This is a genomic window from Nocardia sp. NPDC004711 (assembly GCF_053601595.1).
Genome location: NZ_JBSGCB010000015.1, coordinates 1 through 17,248 on the forward strand (window position 1 = coordinate 1; position 17,248 = coordinate 17,248).

General features: G+C 70.0%; 15 protein-coding genes. 6 read left to right on the plus strand and 9 right to left on the minus strand.

What is annotated here, in order from left to right; translation table 11 throughout:
- Window positions 1-198 precede the first annotated feature (198 nt).
- From ACWEKS_RS16810 to ACWEKS_RS16820, 3 genes are all read left to right on the plus strand, one after another.
- A complete protein-coding gene (locus ACWEKS_RS16810; protein ID WP_452340935.1) occupies window positions 199-1,014 on the plus strand; it encodes a heavy metal-binding domain-containing protein in 816 nt (271 codons plus the stop codon).
- Window positions 1,011-1,382 (plus strand): DUF5073 family protein, encoded by a 372-nt coding sequence (locus ACWEKS_RS16815; RefSeq protein ID WP_452340936.1) that lies wholly within the window; start codon window positions 1,011-1,013, stop codon window positions 1,380-1,382. The genes ACWEKS_RS16810 and ACWEKS_RS16815 overlap by 4 nt, the downstream gene beginning before the upstream one ends.
- A gap of 128 nt (window positions 1,383-1,510) precedes the next feature.
- Entirely contained in the window at window positions 1,511-2,212 is a 702-nt protein-coding gene (locus ACWEKS_RS16820; RefSeq protein WP_452340937.1) for an endonuclease/exonuclease/phosphatase family protein, read from the plus strand.
- On the opposite strand, the gene ACWEKS_RS16825 is transcribed toward ACWEKS_RS16820, so the two are convergent.
- Complete coding sequence (locus tag ACWEKS_RS16825; RefSeq protein WP_452341066.1) at window positions 2,209-3,201, minus strand: oxidoreductase; 993 nt, start codon at window positions 3,199-3,201, stop codon at window positions 2,209-2,211. The two genes, ACWEKS_RS16820 and ACWEKS_RS16825, sit on opposite strands and share 4 nt — an antisense overlap.
- A gap of 140 nt (window positions 3,202-3,341) precedes the next feature.
- Between ACWEKS_RS16825 and ACWEKS_RS16830 the strand changes: the two genes are divergently transcribed.
- Window positions 3,342-4,163, plus strand: coding sequence for an alpha/beta fold hydrolase (locus ACWEKS_RS16830; RefSeq protein ID WP_452340938.1), 822 nt, complete (start codon window positions 3,342-3,344; stop codon window positions 4,161-4,163).
- Between the two features lie 72 nt (window positions 4,164-4,235).
- On the opposite strand, the gene ACWEKS_RS16835 is transcribed toward ACWEKS_RS16830, so the two are convergent.
- The 5 genes from ACWEKS_RS16835 to ACWEKS_RS16855 all read right to left on the minus strand — a co-directional run bounded on the left by ACWEKS_RS16835 (window position 4,236) and on the right by ACWEKS_RS16855 (window position 9,850).
- Window positions 4,236-5,072, minus strand: a complete 837-nt coding sequence (locus ACWEKS_RS16835; protein ID WP_452340939.1) for an enoyl-CoA hydratase/isomerase family protein — start codon at window positions 5,070-5,072, stop codon at window positions 4,236-4,238.
- A 30-nt stretch (window positions 5,073-5,102) separates the two neighbouring features.
- Complete coding sequence (locus tag ACWEKS_RS16840; RefSeq protein WP_452340940.1) at window positions 5,103-6,176, minus strand: DNA polymerase IV; 1,074 nt, start codon at window positions 6,174-6,176, stop codon at window positions 5,103-5,105.
- Window positions 6,177-6,240: 64 nt separating this feature from the next.
- A complete protein-coding gene (locus tag ACWEKS_RS16845; protein ID WP_452340941.1) occupies window positions 6,241-6,711 on the minus strand; it encodes a hypothetical protein in 471 nt (156 codons plus the stop codon).
- Between the two features lie 190 nt (window positions 6,712-6,901).
- Window positions 6,902-7,873 carry a class I SAM-dependent methyltransferase gene (locus ACWEKS_RS16850; protein ID WP_452340942.1) on the minus strand — a complete coding sequence of 324 codons (972 nt, stop codon included), beginning with the start codon at window positions 7,871-7,873 and terminating at the stop codon, window positions 6,902-6,904.
- A gap of 96 nt (window positions 7,874-7,969) precedes the next feature.
- Complete coding sequence (locus tag ACWEKS_RS16855) at window positions 7,970-9,850, minus strand: ABC transporter ATP-binding protein (RefSeq protein ID WP_452340943.1); 1,881 nt, start codon at window positions 9,848-9,850, stop codon at window positions 7,970-7,972.
- Between the two features lie 177 nt (window positions 9,851-10,027).
- On the opposite strand from ACWEKS_RS16855, the gene ACWEKS_RS16860 reads away from it, so the two are divergent.
- Window positions 10,028-12,799, plus strand: coding sequence for an FAD-binding and (Fe-S)-binding domain-containing protein (locus ACWEKS_RS16860; protein WP_452340944.1), 2,772 nt, complete (start codon window positions 10,028-10,030; stop codon window positions 12,797-12,799).
- A 370-nt stretch (window positions 12,800-13,169) separates the two neighbouring features.
- Complete coding sequence (locus ACWEKS_RS16865) at window positions 13,170-14,087, plus strand: DNA-3-methyladenine glycosylase family protein (RefSeq protein ID WP_452341067.1); 918 nt, start codon at window positions 13,170-13,172, stop codon at window positions 14,085-14,087.
- Between the two features lie 7 nt (window positions 14,088-14,094).
- Here ACWEKS_RS16865 and ACWEKS_RS16870 read toward each other — a convergent pair whose 3' ends face one another.
- Genes ACWEKS_RS16870 through ACWEKS_RS16880 form a run of 3 tightly spaced genes read right to left on the minus strand, consistent with a single transcriptional unit; the run spans window position 14,095 to window position 17,088 of the window.
- On the minus strand, window positions 14,095-15,369 hold the full coding sequence (locus ACWEKS_RS16870) for an extracellular solute-binding protein (protein WP_452341068.1): 1,275 nt from the start codon (window positions 15,367-15,369) through the stop codon (window positions 14,095-14,097).
- A gap of 11 nt (window positions 15,370-15,380) precedes the next feature.
- A complete protein-coding gene (locus ACWEKS_RS16875; protein WP_452340945.1) occupies window positions 15,381-16,211 on the minus strand; it encodes a carbohydrate ABC transporter permease in 831 nt (276 codons plus the stop codon).
- Entirely contained in the window at window positions 16,201-17,088 is an 888-nt protein-coding gene (locus ACWEKS_RS16880; RefSeq protein WP_452340946.1) for a carbohydrate ABC transporter permease, read from the minus strand. Before ACWEKS_RS16880 ends, ACWEKS_RS16875 begins: the two co-directional genes overlap by 11 nt.
- Window positions 17,089-17,248: the final 160 nt, after the last annotated feature.

A 17,248-nucleotide genomic window follows, 5' to 3' on the forward strand; every position in this document is an offset into this window, starting at 1 on the left:
ACTCGACGGTGGAGTGCACGCCCTCCAGCGCGGGTAGCCCGCCGCCCTGCTGCAGCACGTAGGACGGCGCGCACGCGGGCGAGGTGCTGTCGTAGCTGTGAACACGCACGGCTCCCGGCCATTTCGGCAGGCTCCGAACCTGACCGGGTCGTACCCTCGTTTAGGGGTCCATCGGGGATCCGACGGAGGGCGAACGACATGCAACCGAACCAGCCCGGTCAGCCGAATCAACCGAACCAGCTCGATCAGGTAGCGGGCGAGCGGCTTTCGCACGCGAACCGGATCTTCACCTCGGATCTGTCGGTCAACGAGTTCGCGCTACTGCACGGGGCGGGCTTCGAACCCATCGACCTGGTGATGGGCGTGTCCGTCTATCACGTCGGGTTCCAGTTCACCGGGATCCGGCAGCAGCAGGAGTTGCCGGTGCTGACCGAGGCCACCTATCGGGCGCGGTGGAATGCCATGTCGCGCATGCAGGCCGAGGCGGACTCGCTCCAGGCCGACGGGGTGGTGGGGGTGCGGCTGGAGTGGCGGCAGCACGGGGAGTCGATGGAGCATCTGGAGTTCATCGCGGTGGGGACCGCGGTGCGGTTCGCGAAATCGCCGGGCAGCTATCGGCGGCCGAACGGGCAGGCCTTCACCAGTCACCTCTCGGGGCAGGACATGGTGACGCTGATGCGCACCGGCTACGCCCCGATCGCCTTCGTCATGGGTAACTGCGTGTTCCACGTGGCGGTGCAGGGCTTCCGGCAGATGCTCAGCCAGATGGGCCGCAATATGGAGATGCCGCAGTGGACCCAGGGCAACTATCAGGCCCGCGAGCTGGCCATGTCGCGCATGCAGGCCGAGGCCGAACGGGACGGCGCGAACGGCGTCACCGGCGTCAGCGTCGATATCTCCAACTACGCGTGGGGATATCACACGGTCGAGTTCTACGCCTCGGGCACGGCCATCCGCCGCATCGGCGACGGCGACCCGATCATTCCGCAGTTCACCCTCGGCATGGACTCGTGAGCGATTTCGATACCGGGGCCGCCACCCGCGCCATCGATGCCGCGCTCGGCGGCCCGGGCGGCCTCGGACTGGTCTTCACCGTCTTCGCGGGCGTCCCCGGGGTGACCCGGACACCGCCCCGCAAATCTCTGTTCCGCTCCGAGCCGGAGCGGGTCCAGATCGGTTCGTGGCGTTACGAGGTCACCTCCGACGATCGGATTCGCGCGGCCCACGTGGTGGGCGGCATCGTGCTGGCCGAGGAGCTGCTGCCGGCCGCCACCATCGCCCCGCACCTGGCCCGGGCGCTCGCCGAGATCGCCGCCTCGTACGGTCCGACCGCGCTGCCCCACCTCTCGGCGGCGCTGGACGTACTCGCGGGTCCGGGCTGAGCACAAATGTCGAAGAAGGGCTGCACCGACGATCGAGAGAGGGCTGCTTGGCAACCAACCGGCGAATATCCTTTGTTTCACATGAAACGAAACCCGCACGGTCAGTTGGTTTCTCGTAGGGTGCGTAGGTGATCACCATTGCCACCTGGAACGTCCTGCACCGCGTCCACGCCGACAACTGGGACAGCGAGATGGCCGCGCGCTGGCCGCAGGAGGCGAAGCGGATCGCGGTCGTGACCGCCGCCGTCGCGGCCCGGCCCGAAGCGGTCATCGCGCTCCAGGAGGTTAGCGGCGATCAGCTGGCGAGCCTGCGGGAGGCGCTGCCCGACCGGACTTTTCACGTCCTCGACTACCCGCGCATTCCGAGCCCGCGCCGGGTGCCGAGCACCCTGGCGGATCGCTCCGAGCATCTCGTGCTGATCGTGCGCGGGCCGAGCCGGTTCGTCACCGCGGAGCCGCACGCGGTCGATCCGGGAAAAGGCCTGCTGGCGGCCGAGATCGACGGCATTCTGATCATCGCCACCCATGTCAGCGGGGACCGGCGCCGGGCCGGCCAGCTCGAGCGCCTGGCCGCGGTCGCCGGCGACGGCCCGGCAGTTCTGCTCGGTGACTTCAATGTCGGCCGGGACGATCTCGCCGCCGCGTTGGGCGCCGGCTTCACCATCCCCGGGTTTCCGCCGGATTCCGTCCCCACCCGGCCCCGGACGGCCGGTTCGAAATCCCAGTTCATCGATCATGTGGTCACGCGCGGCGTGCCGGTGCGCGGTGTCGCGGTCGAGGATGTGGCCGGGGCGTCCGACCACAACCTCGTGCGCGCGATCGTCGGCTAGAACTCGCCCGCGACCCCGAGAATGGTTCGGCCGGAGTGGGTTCCGTCCAGGATGGCGCGCAGCACCGACTCCGCCTCGGTGATGGGTGCGAAATTCTCCAGCAACGACAGATGCCGGGGCTTCAGGTCCTTGGCCAGCCGCGCCCACAGTTCACGGCGCTGGGCGATCGGGAAGTGCGCGGAGTCGATACCGATCAGGGACACGCCGCGCAGGATGAAGGGCATGACCGTGGTGGGCAGGTCGGAGCCGCCGGTCAGGCCCGAGACCGCCACCGCGCCACCGTATTTGACGGTGCTCAGAATGTGGGCCAGCGAGGTCCCGCCCACGCTGTCGACGGCGGCCGCCCACTGCGCCTTGCCGAGCGCGCGCAGCTTCTCCCCTTCGCCGGGCTGCCGGCCGATGACCGAGGCGGCGCCGAGCGCCGAGAGCAGTTCGCCCGCACCGAGTTTGCCGGTGGAGGCCACCACCTCGAATCCGAGCCCCGACAGAATGTCCACCGCCACACTGCCGACGCCACCGGTCGCACCGGTGACCAGCACCGGGCCGGAGCCGGGGGTGAGACCGCGGTCGAGCAGCGCCTGCACACTCATGGCCGCGGTGTAGCCCGCGGTGCCGATGGCCGCCGCCTCGCGCGGGGTCAGGCCGTCCAGCTTCACCACCCACCCGGCCGGAATCCGTGCGTACTCGGCGAAACCACCGTGGTGGGCCACGCCGATGTCGTAGCCGTGCGCGACGACCAGGTCGCCGGGCGCGAATTCCGGATCGCTGGAGGACACCACCTCACCGGTGAGATCGATGCCGGGGATGAGCGGATACTGCCGCACCACGCCGCCGCGCGGGGTGATGGCCAGCCCGTCCTTGTAGTTGGCGCTCGAGAAGTGCACCTTGATCGTCACGTCGCCCGGCATGAGGAAGTCGTCGGCGACCTCCTCCCGGATGAGGGCGATCCCACTGTCCGTTTCGTGTGCCACCATCGCCTGGAACTCCATGTCCAGAGCATAGGTCGCCACCTGCGCGGACGCGCCACCTTCCGGACCGATCGCGCCCGTTACCCGGCAGGTAATCGCTTTCGTTCCCGCGCTTTGCGATTGTCGAATCAGCGATCGAATTGCGAAGGAGCGCAGCAGATATGCCGACTTTCCAGACCACCACCGACGGCACCACCCTCTACTACCAGGACTTCGGCTCCGGCACCCCGATCCTGTTCGTGTCGGGCTGGACGCTGAACAGCGACCAGTGGGAATACCAGATGCACTACTTCCTGGCGCAGGGCTACCGCTGCGTCATGATGGACCGGCGCGGCCACGGCCGCTCGGACACCCCGGCCACCGGCTACGACGTCGATACCCGCGCCGACGATGTCGCCGCCCTGATCGAGCACCTCGACCTGCGGGATCTCACCATCGTGGCGCACTCGGCGGGCGGCGGCGAGACGGTACGCTACCTGAGCCGGCACGGTTCCGATCGGGTGGCGCGAATCGCGCTGCTGGCCCCGGCGATTCCGTTCATGATGCTCACCGACGACAATCCGATCGGCATCCCGATCGAGGCGCTGGAGGGCCTGCTGGAGCAGCTGCGCACCGACCGGCCCAAGTGGTTCGTCGAACGGTCCCAGGGCTATTTCGCCACGCACCTGCGTCCGGGCGTCACGCAGGCGGTCATCGACGAGGAGATCAGGCGCTGCCTGTCGGCCTCGCCGTACGCGATCCAGGTCATGCAGCGCGAAGCGTTCACCACCGATCACCGCCCCGATGTGGCCGCGCTGACGGTCCCGACGCTGCTGCTGCACGGCATTCCGGACCAGTCCATCCTGATCGATGTCGCGAGCCGTCAGGTCGTGAAGCTGGCCCCGCACGCGGTGCTGAAGGAGTACCCGGACGCCGGGCACGGTCTCTACATCACCCACGCGGCCGAGGTGAATGCCGAGATCCTCGACTTCATCAAGGGCTGACGGCGAACTCGAGGACCGAGAGCTCCGGCATGACTCGCCCCCGACCTCGGCCGGGGGCGAAACCCGTTGTCCTCAGGCGAACTTCGGTGCGCGCTTGCCGGTGAACGCGGCGATGCCCTCCTGCCCGTCGGCGGAGTCGGCGCAGCGGGTGATGAAGGCCGCCTCGGTGTCCAGCTGCTCCTCGAGGGTGTGCCGCGAGGACACCAGCAACAGCTTCTTCACATTGGCGTTGGATCCCTTGGGGCCGGTCGCGAATTCCTGCGCCAGCGCCTCGACGGCGGCGGTCAGCTCGGCATCGGGCACCACCCGGTGCAGCAGACCCCACTCCAGCGCCTCCGCGGCGGACAGGGTGCGGTTGGTGAGCATCAGCTCCTGGGTCTTGCGCAGGCCGATGATCCGCGGCAGATAGTAGGACGCGCCGCCGTCGGGGCTCAGGCCGACCTTGGTGTACGCCATGGTGAAGGCGGCGGATTCGGCGGCGACCACCAGATCGCCGGCCACCGCGAGGCTCATGCCCGCGCCGGCCGCGGTGCCGTTCACGCCCACGATGAGCAGCGCGTCCATCCGCGCCAGCGCCGACACCGCCCGGTGCAGGGTCCCGGCCAGCTTCTCGATGAATGCCCCGGTGTCCGCGCTGGCGGCCATGGCCCGCACGTCGCCGCCCGCGGAGAAGAACCGTCCGGCCGCGGTCAGCACCACGACCTTCACCGTGGGATCCTCCGAGCAGTAGGTGGCCGCGCGCTCCAGCTCGTCCGCGAGCGCCTGATCGATGCCATTGGCGGCATTGGGCCGGTTCAGCGTGATGCGGGCGATCGGGCCGTCGTGCTCGAACAGGATGTTCTCGTAGTCGTGCCCGCCCGTCGCCCCGCCGCCACCCCTGTGGGAATCGCTGCGCGATGCTGAGTTCATTCGAGTGCCTTCCGTCGGGTGGAACCTGGATCACAGCATGGCGTACTCGACCCGGACCCCGAGCAACCGGATGGGCCGATCCAACTCGAAGGCGTGCAGCACTTCCAGCGCCGTCTGCACGATCTCGTCCACATCGGTGGTCGGTGTGGATAGCTTCCGCTGCTTGCTCCGGGTGAAGAAGGTCTTGGTACGCACCGTGACACTGACCCGCCCGACGGCCCGTCCGGTCGCGAGGGTCTCCTCGGCCACCTGGGTGGCCAGCCGCACCACCGCGGCATCGATCTCGGCGCGTTCGGTGAGATCCCGCGGGAAGGTCTCGGATCGGCTGTGGCCCACCGGTTCTCGCGGCTCGGCGATGTCCGTGTCGCCCGCGCCGTGCCCGAGCACCCACAGATACGGCCCGGTATTGGGGCCGAACTCCGCCGCGAGCGCCTTCCGGTCGGCGGCGGCCAGGTCGGCCACCGTCTCGATCCCCAAGCCGCTCAGGCGTTTCGCGATGCGCGCGCCGATGCCCCAGAGCGCGGAGGTGGGCCGGTGCGCCATCAGCTCGACCCAGTTGTCCCTGGTCAGCCGGAAGATTCCGGTTCCGGTGTCCGCCGCAGGCGGCTCGTCGGCCGACCGCGCCGACTTGCCGACCGCCTTGGCGAAGCCGGTGGCCAGCTTGGCCCGGGTCTTGTTGTCCCCGATGCCGACCGCGCAGGTCAGCTCCAATTCCGCGACGGCGGACCGGATCTCACGCGCCAGTTCCCCGGGATCCTCGGTGTCCACCGCCAGGAACGCCTCGTCGAAACCGAGCACCTCGACCCGGCCGGGGAAGGTGCGCAGCAGCGCCATGATCTCCTCGGACGCCTCGGCGTAGCCGGCGAGGTCCTGGGGCAGGAAGACGCCGTCGGGGCAGATCCGCGCGGCCGTGCGCAGCGGCATGCCCGCCCGCACCCCGAAGGCCCGGGCGGGATAGGACGCGCAGGACACCACCTTGCGGGGTTCGGCCGGATCGCCGTTGCCGCCCACGATGATCGGCTGCCCGCGCAGCTCCGGATGCCGCCGGAACTCGACCGCGGCCTGGAATTGGTCGAGGTCGACGTGCAGCAGCCAGCGCGTCACTCCTCCGTCATACCGCATGGTCTCCCGGAATGCCGGGAACTGCCGAAACGGTCAGCGGGAGCGGTCAGCGGGAGCGGCGCAACCACCTGAGCGGCGAGCGGTAGGCGTAGCGCGCCTTCACCGCACCGGTGTCCACCGCACCCGTGACCCGGATCAGCGGCGCGCCCGGGAATCGCGGCAGCTTGACCCGGTTGGCCACCGAGCCGGCGCCCGGCTGCACGCCGTCCGTGTCGACCCGCCAGCCGCGCGGCACGATCAGCACGACCGTCCCGGCATCGGCCTCGACCCGGATGTCGATTTCCCGCCGTGAGCACCGGGCCCGGGTGAAGTCCAGCACCAGCTTGCCCGAAACACAGTCGGCCACCAGCTGTTTGGGGACGATCCAGTCGTCGTCGGTACGCTTGGTGCCGCTCGTCACCCGTAGTTCCATGGCAGGGGTATCGGCGCTGGGCTGATATCGGCGGGCGCCGAACATCCGCTCGATATCGTCGACACGGGTCGCGGGCGTGTGCCGCTGCTCCTTGGTACGGGTCACCGAAACTCCTCCCCCGGCATGTGAAACGATCTTGTGGGGTATGCCATGGGAGCTCGAATTATGCCGCATAGCAGGGCATTCCGGGAGGTCGGAGCGGCCGCTGTGGCCACAACACGGTGTCGGTTCGGGCACGGCCAGATCACGATCGTGCCCGAACGCGGCTCCGACCCGCGCGTGGTCGCGGTGACGGCTAGCGGCGGCCGAGGAAGACCGTGGTGGCGCCGAGAATGTAGATGTCCTCGCGCGCACCGATGAACGTGTCGGCGGCCGGATCCAGCAGCGCCGCCAGGGTGGCCCGATCATCCTCGCCGATGCGTTCGCCGACCCGCTCGCTCAAGCCGCCCAGCCAGGCGACGACGCTCTCGCGCACGGCCGGCGCGGGCGGCGCGGGGTGATCGATCAGCACGCTGAAGGAGGTCGCGTCGGCCAGCCCGGCCCGGCTCAGCGCCACATTCCAGCCGTAGGGCATGGGGGTCGCGGCGGTGATGTCGGCCCGCATCTGGGCGAAGCCCGCGTCGCGCAGGGCCAGCAGCCGGTCCTGGAGTCCGGGCGCGCCGACGCCGAGTTCCCAAGGCAGGCAACGCATCGACAGCCCGCCCTCGGCCAGCGCCAGCCAGCCGCCCGGCCGCAGCAGCCCGGCCAGGCGCGCGGTGCCCGCCTGCTGATCGGGCAGGTGGTGCACCATGCGCGAGGCCCACACCAGATCCGCTTCCGGGATCCCCGCGCCGAAGTCCGCGGCCGCGGCGTCGGCGTGCACGGTCCGCACCCGCACCCGATCGTCCCCGTCCAGCGCGACCTTCACGGCCTGCTGGGCCGCCTCGAGCAGCTCCGGCACCGCGTCCACGATGACCAGACCCCCGCCGCCGCGGGCCAGCAGTTCCCGCGCGAACGCGACACTCTGGCCGCCCGCTCCCGCGCCGATGTCCAGCACGGTCGCTTCCGCGCCGGCCGGGATCAGGGCGACCAGCCGCCGCGCGATCTCGGCATTGGCGCCGGCCGACATGGCGTCATCGCGCCGGAGATCGTCGACCATGGCCGCCCAGTCGATCCCGTCGTGGGTGTGGCCGTGTCCGTGCCCATGTTCGTGGCCGTGCCCATGTCCGTGACCGTGGGCATGCGGATGTCCGTGCGTGCCTGCCTGTTCGTGCGAGTGAGCGCTCATACTCCGACGCTATCGGCGCGCACCCGGACGGCTCGAATCCTTTTGCCGATCCGGCAAGGTGTCCGGTCCGATCGGACTGCCGTGCGCCGGGTCCGATCAGACTGTCGCCGCGGCACCGGAATCGGCGAACTGGGTGCGGTAGAGCTCGGTGTAGCGGCCGTCTGCGGCGAGCAGTTCGGTGTGTGTACCGCGCTCCACGATGCGGCCGTGCTCGAGCACCAGGATCTGGTCGGCATTGCGGATGGTGGACAGCCGGTGCGCGATGACCAGGGCGGTGCGGCCGTCGAGGGCCTCGGCCAGCGCCTCCTGCACCGCGGCCTCGGAGGTGGAGTCCAGCGAGGCGGTGGCCTCGTCCAGGATCACCACGCGGGGCTGCTTGAGCAGCAGCCGGGCAATGGTCAGGCGCTGGCGTTCCCCGCCGGAGAGCCGATAGCCGCGCTCACCGACCACGGTGTCCAGGCCGTCGGGCAGCGACTCGATCAGCTCGCGTAACCGGGCGCGCTGCAGCGCATCCCACAGCTCGTCCTCGGTGGCCGCGGGGCGGGCGAGCAGCAGATTGGCGCGTATGGTGTCGTGGAACAGGTGCCCGTCCTGGGTGACCAGGCCGACGGTGTCCTGAATCGACTGCCCGGTCAGCTCGCGCACATCCATGCCGCCCAGCAGCACCGCACCGGAGTCCACGTCGTAGAGCCGCGAGACCAATTGCGCGATGGTGGATTTCCCGGCCCCGGAGGAGCCGACCAGCGCCACCATCTGCCCGGGCTCGGCCCGCAGCGAGACATCGTGCAGCACCTCCTCGCCGCCGCGGGTGTCGAGCGTGGCCACATCCTCCAGCGAGGCCAGCGAAACCTTGTCGGCCGACGGGTAGCCGAAGGTGACGCCGTCCAGCTCCACCGCCACCGGGCCCGCGGGCACCGGCACCGCCAGCGGCGAATCCTCGATCAGCGGCTTCAGATCCAGCACCTCGAAGACCCGCTCGAAGCTGACCAGCGCCGACATCACATCCACCCGGGCGCTGGCCAGCGCGGTGAGCGGCGAGTACAGCCGGGTCAGCAGCAGCGAAAGGGCCACCACCGCACCGGGTTCCAGCTCACCCTTCAGTGCCAGATAGCCGCCCAGCCCGTAGACCAGGGCCAGTGCCAGTGCCGAGACCAGGGTGAGCGCGGTGACGAACACCGTCTGCAGCATGGCCGTGCGCACCCCGATATCGCGCACCCGCCCGGCGCGCAGCCCGAACTCCGCGGACTCCTGCCGCGGCCGGCCGAACAGTTTGACCAGCGTCGCGCCCGGCGCGGAGAACCGCTCGGTCATCTGGGTGCTCATGGAGGCGTTCAGCCCGGCCGCCTCACGCTGGATGCCGGCCAGCCGCTCGCCCATGCGCCGGGCGGGGACGACGAAGACCGGCAGCAGTACCAGGGCGAGCAGGGTGATCTGCCACGACAGCCGCAGCATCACGGCCAGCGTGAGCACGAGGGTGACCAGGTTGGTGACGACCCCGGACAGGGTGGTGCTGAACGCGCGTTGCGCCCCGATAACGTCATTGTTGAGCCGGCTCACCAGTGCGCCGGTCCGGGTGCGCGTGAAGAACGCGATCGGCATCTTCTGTACGTGATCGAACACCGCGGTGCGCAGATCGAAGATGAGCCCCTCTCCGATGCGCGCCGACAACCACCTGATCACCAACCCCAAGCCGGCATCCAGCACCGCGACCGCCGCGATGATCCCGGCCAGCGTGATCACCGTGCGCGGCGCGCCGTGCCCGACGATGGCGTCGACCACTCGCCCGGCCAGGACCGGGGTGGCCACCGCCAGCAGCGCCGACACGATGCTGAATACCAGGAACGCCACCAGCTGCCGATGGTGTGGCCGCGCGAAGGCGAGGATCCGCCGGGCAGTGGCCAACCGCAGCGGTCGCTGCTCTGTGGGCGCGTTCATCTGCCGATACAGCTGATTCCACGCCACGGATTCGATACTCATCCCCGCTCCTCACCGGTCACGGGATCCATCGAACCCCGCACCACCGACACTAATACCTCAACAAAGGTTGAGATCAAGTCCATCCGCCCAGGCCAGCGGTTCGCGCTGAGCGAAATCCGGCGCCCGCCACCGGGCCGGATCGGCGAAGCCTCGCGATGGCGCGCATAGGGTTGGGGCGTGAGCGAGGCGTGGGAGCGAGCGTTGCGGGCGGTGATCACCGGTGAGGTCGACACCGGGCCCCGGCGGCGGGCCGAGTACTCCTCGGACGCCTCGAACTACCGGATCCTCCCGCGCGGCGTGGTCTTCCCGCGCGATGCGGCCGATGTGCGGGCGGCCCTGGATGTGGCGCGCGCGGAGGGGCTGACCGTGACCGCGCGCGGGGCGGGCACCTCGGTGGCGGGCAATGCCATCGGACCGGGTCTGGTGCTGGACTTCAGCCGCCATATGAACGCCATCCTCGACCTCGATCCCGAGCGCCGCACCGCACGGGTGCAGCCCGGGGTGGTGCTGGCCGCGCTGCAGCGGCGCGCGGGCGCGCACGGGCTGCGCTTCGGCCCGGACCCGTCCACCCAGAATCGGTGCACGCTGGGCGGGATGATCGGCAACAATGCCTGCGGTCCGCGCGCGGTGGCCTGGGGCCGCACCTCGGATACGGTGCGCGAGTTGCGGATTCTCGACGGGATGGGCATCGAGCGCACCCTGGGCGCGGACCTGTCCGTACTCGCGGGCCTGCCCGAATTCACCCGGACCCACCTGGCGCTCATCCGCACCGAGCTGGGCCGGTTCGAGCGGCAGGCGTCCGGATACGCGCTGGAACATCTACTGCCGGAACGCGGTTCGTCGGTGGCCAGGGCCTTCGTCGGCACCGAGGGCACCTGCGGGCTGTTGCTGGACGCCACCGTCGGGCTGGTTCCGGTGCCCGCGGCGACCGTGCTGGTGGCGCTCGGCTACCCGGATATGCCGGCGGCGGCGGACGATATCGCCGCCGTCATGGCGGTGCGGCCCATTGCCGTGGAGGGCATGGACGCGCGCCTGGTCGACGTGGTGCGTGCCCATCGCGGCGGGGTGCCCGATCTGCCGCGCGGCGGCGGCTGGCTGTTGATCGAAATCGACGGTGAGACAAGCGAACAGGCACGGGACAAGGCGGAGCTGCTGCGCGGGAGCGCGCACGCGCTGGATTCCCGCGTGGTCACCGACCCGGCCGAGGCGCAGGCGCTGTGGGGCATCCGAGCCGACGGCGCCGGCCTGGCCGGCCGCACCCCGGACGGCCGTCCGGCCTGGCCGGGCTGGGAGGACGCCGCCGTGCCGCCCGACCGGCTCGGCGACTACCTGCGCGAGTTCGAGGCGCTCCTCCGGGACCACGGCCTGGATGGCCTGCTCTACGGTCATTTCGGCGACGGCTGTATCCATGTGCGCCTGGATCTGCCGATAGCCGATGCGCCGCAACGCTTCCGGTCCTTCCTCGAGGGCGCGGCGCGGCAGGTGGTGCGGTTCGGCGGCTCGCTCTCGGGTGAGCACGGCGACGGCCGGGCGCGCTCGGATCTGTTGCGGTTCATGTACTCCCGGGCGGCCCTGGACGCCTTCGCGGGCTTCAAGGCGCTGTTCGACCCCGATGCCGTGCTGAATCCCGGTGTGCTCGTGCATCCCCGCCCGATCGATGCCGACCTGCGCCTGGCCGGGCTGCGCCCGCTGCCCACGACCGGTGGTTTCGCTTTTCCCGCCGACGGTGATCTGGCCACGGCCGTGCATCGCTGCGTCGGAGTCGGCAAGTGCCGGGCCGACACCCACGCCGCGGGCGGGTTCATGTGCCCGTCGTATCTGGCCACCGCCGACGAGAAGGACAGCACCCGCGGCCGGGCCCGGGTGCTGCAGGAGGTGGTCCGGGGCGCGCTGGATTGGCGGTCGGACGCCGTCGCCGAGTCGCTGGATCTCTGCCTGTCCTGCAAGGCATGCCATTCCGACTGCCCCGCCGGCGTCGACATGGCGACCTACAAGTCGGAGACCCTGTACCGCCGCTATCGGCACAGGCTGCGCCCGATCGACCACTACACCCTGGGCCGCCTGCCGCGCTGGCTCGGACCGGCGACGCGGCTCCCGCGGCTGGTGAACGCGCTCGGTGCGGCGGGACCGCTGCGCCGCCTCGGCCTGCGGTTGTCCGGAATGGATCCGCGTCGCGAGGTGCCCACGATGGCGCACAGGAGTTTTCGGCGTTCCTGGCGGCAGCCGGTGCGCACCGGCGACTCCGCACCCGGGGTGATGCTGTGGATCGACACCTTCACCGACGCCTTCGATCCCGAGATCGCCGGTGCCGCCGTGGAATTGATCGAGTCACTGGGCCATCGCGTGCGCATCCCCGACTCCCGGGTCTGCTGCGGTCTCACCTGGATCAGCACCGGTCAGCTGGACGGCGCGCGGAAGCGGCTGCGCGCCACCGTCGATGCCCTGGCCGCGCATGTCGGTGCGGGTGGGGTGGTGGTCGGGCTGGAACCGTCGTGCACGGCCGCGCTGCGCGAGGATCTCCCGCGCCTGCTGCCCGAGGATCCGCGGGCGGCCGCCGTGGCGGGCGCGGTGCGCACCCTGTCGGAATTTCTGGAGGGCGAGCCCGGCTGGCGGCCGCCGGACCGCAGTGGCCACACCGTGCTGGTGCAGCCGCACTGCCATCAGCATGCCGTGCTGGGGTTCGCGGCCGATCGCCGAATACTGCGCGGCACCGGTGCGAAAGTGATCGAGATCACCGGATGCTGTGGGCTTGCTGGTAATTTCGGAATGCAGCGCGGCCACTACGACGTATCGGTCGCGGTCGCCGAGAACGGCCTGCTCCCGGCACTGCGTGCGGCGCCCGTGAATTCGATCCTGATCGCCGACGGTTTCTCCTGCCGGACCCAGGCCGCACAGCTGGCCGGCCGCCCGTCCCGGCACCTGGCCCAGTTCCTCCTGGACCGGCCGTAATCGGCACGGACCGGCCATGATCGGCACGGACCGGCCATGATCGGCACGGACCGGCCATGATCGGCACGTTCCGGCCCTGACCGGCGCAGACGAAGGGGCGCCCGCCGTGGCGGGCGCCCCTTCCCTCATCGTCAGCTGCCGAACGGCAGCATGCCGGGCGCAAGCTGGTAACCGCTACTACCGGCGAACACGTTTCCCCAAACGCCGAGCAGGAAATTGATCAGGTTGGTGATCATGCCGAGTACCTCCAGTGCCGGATGCCATTAGTTTGCTGAGCAACCAAGACAATCGGAATGAACATCGCCGCCGTCGATCTTCGCGTTAACAATAGAATGGCGCGGTGACTTCAGCGCCGCCCGGAATCGATCGGATGACGGTCGAGCGCGCCCGCACCCTCCGTTCGGATCGGCCGCTGGATCTGGCCGCCACCATCTCCCCGCTGCGCCGCGGCTTCGGCGATCCCTGTCATCGCGAAACTCCCGACGGCTCGCACTGGCACGCCTCCCGCCTGCCCTCGGGGGAGGTCACCTACCGGCTGCGGCAACTCGATCGGCAGACGGTCGACGCCCGCGCGTGGGGTCCGGGCGCGGAGGAGTTCCTGGCGGGGCTCCCCGCCATGCTCTGCCTGGACGAGGACCTCGGCGATTTCGCCCCCGAGCATCCCAAGGTCGCCGAGGCGCACCGCCGCAATCCGGGGCTGCGCATGCTGCGCACCGGCCTGGTGTGGGAGGCGCTGGTCCCGGCGGTGCTGGAGCAGAAGGTGCACACCAGGACCGCCCACGACTCCTGGCGGAAACTGGTGTGGCGCTACGGAACTCCCGCCCCCGGTCCGGCCCCGCAGGGCCTGCGGATCATGCCCGACGCCGAGACCTGGCGGCACATCCCGTCCTGGGTCTACCATCGCGCCAATGTCGGCCCGCAGCGTTCGAAAACCATTGTGCTGGCGGCGCGTATCGCACCGAAGCTGGAGCAGGCGGCCGGGCTGAGCCACGCCGACGCCGCGCAGCGGCTGCGCACGGTGCCCGGGATCGGGGTGTGGACGGCCGCTGAGATCGCCCAGCGCGCCTTCGGTGATCCGGATGCCCTCTCGGTGGGCGATTTTCATCTCGCGGCCACCGTCGGCTGGACGCTGCTCGATCGTCCGATCGACGACGACGAGATGGTCGAGTACCTGGAACCCCTGCGCCCGCACCGATATCGCGCCGTGCGGCTGCTCGGCCTGGCCGGGTTCGCGCGCAAACCGAAGTTCGGCCCGCGCACGCCCTACACCGATCACAGTCGCATCTGAGCGCCGATCACCGCTGGGCGGCCGCCGCGTCGGCCTCCCGCTGCGCCCGGGCCAGCGCGTCCGGGACGGGGATGCGGCCCAGGTACATCTCATCGAAGATCGGCGTCATCGCGTCCAATGCGGCCGGGAATCCCGCGCCCCCGCCCGCCGCGATCTCCTGGTCGCGCAACACATCGAAGAACGGTGACACGTCGACCCCGTGCCGGGCCCAGTAGTCCCGATACACCTGTTGTTCGGATACCACGGCCGGAATCGTCGCCCCGTCGATGCCGAGGTAGCGGTTGCCCGCCGCACTGCCCAGCCAGGCCAGCACCCGCCGCACCGCCGCGGGGTGCGGGGTGGCGGCATTGCCCGCGAGGCCGATGGCATTGTTGGCGCTCACCCGCCCGGCCGGGCCCGCGGGAATCATGGCCAATCCCCAGTGGAATCCGGCATTCTGGGCAATTGTGGCCAGATTGAAGGTGCCCGACTGGAGCAGCGCCATCCGGCCCTGCAGGAAGGCGTTCTTGGCGAAGTCGCCGCTGGTATTGGTGTCCGCGGCCGAGGGGGAGAGCCGGTCGGCGACCAACCCCAACGTGTAGCCGAAGGCGTCCCGTCCCTGCGGGGAATCGAAGGCGAACCGGCCGTCGCGCTGGAGCTGCCCACCGGCCGAGCCCAGATACGGCAGGGTGATGGATTGAAAGTCGTTGGCGGCGTTGTACGGCCACTCCGATACCGGGGCCAACCGTCGCAGCAGCGGCCGGAAGGTATCCCGCGCCGGGTCGGGGCTCCAGCGCGCCGCCGTGACCTCGTCCGGGTCGACCCCGGCCTGTGCCAGCAGGTCCCGGTTGACGTACACGGCGGTCCCGCCGTCCACGAATTGCGGTACCGCCCACAGCTTTCCGGCGCGTGTGTACTGCGTGACGGCCTGCGGGTCCCAGGCTCGGGCCGCCTGCGGTCCCAGTGCCGCACCGATATCCATCAGGTGGCCGCTGTCGGCGTAGTCCTCGTAGAGGTTGGTCCAGAACAGGTCGTCGGCGATCCCGCCCGCGACATCCAGCCGTAGCTTCTGCGCGTAGGAAGCCCACGGCACCAGCGTGATTCGCACCTCGACATCGGGATTGGCGCGCTGGAACTCGTCCAGCGAGGCCCGATACGCGGAGACGAAACTCTGATCCCAGATCCGCAGCCGCACCACCGTGCGCCCGCCGCTCGCCGTATCGCGGCCCAGCCACAGGGCCGCGGCCACCAGCAGCACGCCGACCACGACCAGCCCGAGCAGGGCCCGGGTCGAATCTTTGATCCGGATCCCTGTCATTTGATCCCCGTCACCGCGATGGAGGCCAGGACCTGCCGCTGGAACACCACGAACAACAGCACCAATGGAACGATCGCCAGCGTGGTGGCGGCCATGATCAGCGTCCACTGCGCGTTGTACTGGGTCTGCATGGTCGCCGTGGCCACGGTCAGCACCTGCCATTTCGGGCCGGACGCGGCGACCAGCGGCCACATGAAGCTGTTCCACTGCGAGACCACGGTGATGACGGCGAGCGTGGCCAGGATCGGCCTGCTCATCGGCACCACGACGCTCACCAGGATGTCGAGGGTCGAGGCCCCGTCCATCCGCGCCGCGTCGATGATCTCGTCCGGAATGGCCCGGAAGTACTGGCGCAGCAGGAAGATCGCGTACGGCGAGCCGAACAGGAACGGCAGCACCAGCGCCCAGAAGCTGTTGAGCCAGCCCAGCTTCGCGAACATCAGGTACAGCGGCACCAGGGTGACCGCGCTGGGCACCATCATGGTCCCGAGATACACCCAGAACAGCACGTCACGACCGGGAAAACTGGTGCGCGCGAAGGCATATGCCGCCATGGCCGAGGTGACCAGCTGCCCGCAGGTGATGCAGAGCGTCATCAGGGCGGTGACCGCGACCGCCCGCCCCAGGCCCTGGTCCAGCACGGTGCGGAAGTTGTCCAGCGTCGCGGGATGCGGTGTGGCCAGGGCGGATTCGCTCGCGAACTGCTTCGGCGTCTTGACCGCGGTCAGGGCGCTGAGCACCAGCGGAGCCACCGTCAGCAGCGCCCCGAGGATCAGCGCCGCGTACGCCGCGACGGCCCGGGCCGCCACCCGTCGTTCAGTACTCATGACTGGTCCGATCCCGGAAGTATCGGTGCTGCACCACCGTGATCACGAACATGACCGCGAACACCACCACCGCCATGACCGCGGCCCGCCCCGGATGCGCGGCCTCGAACGCCTCCGAATACATCCGCATGGCAACCACATCGGTGTGGTGGTCGGGCCCGCCCCGGGTGAGCGCGTACACCGCGTCGAAGGTCTGGAAGACGCTCAGCACCCCGGTGACCAGGACGAAGAACATGGTCGGGCGCAGCAGCGGCAGGATCAGCCAGCGAATGCGCCGCCGGCCGGTGGCCCCGTCCAGCGCGCCCGCGTCCAGGATCTCCCCGGGTATGGCCCTGATCCCGGCCACGAAGAACAAGGCCACGTAACCGACATTCATCCACACGATCACGGCGGCCACCGCCGGCAGCGCCAGCGTCGGTGAGCTCAGCCATTCCACCCGCCGTCCCAGCAGCGCATTCAATGCCCCGCCCGTGGGTGCGAAGATCCACTGCCACACCACCCCCACCGCCACCGGCGCACACATCCACGGCAGCGCGTACACCACCCGCAGCACGGTCCCGCCCCGCCCGCGCCGCGCCAGCACGGCCGCCACCGCGAACCCCAGCGCCGTCTGCACCGGCACCACCAGCGCCGTCAACGCCAGCGTCACCAGCAGCGAATGCCCGAACTGCCGATCCTCCAGCACCGACCGCCAGTTGCTCGCCCCGGTGAATTCGATGGGCCCCAGCAGATTCCAGCTGTGCGCACTCAGCCACAACACCACCGCGATCGGCACCAGCAGGAAACACCCGACCCCGATCAGGCTCGGCAGCAGCAGCGCATAGCCCACCGCCGCCTGTCTGCGCCGGGCCGAACCGCGGCGAACCGTCCGATCCATGAGCAGCGACGCTACCGGGCCGCTCCCGGCGGCCGCGCCTTCCCACGCCCGATCTGCCCGATATTGCCCTGTGCGCGATGCGATTTCGAGACGGCGTCCCACCCGGTGCCGGGCGACGGCGCATGATAGTTTGTGCCGCGCTCGTTCATAGCTATGACGG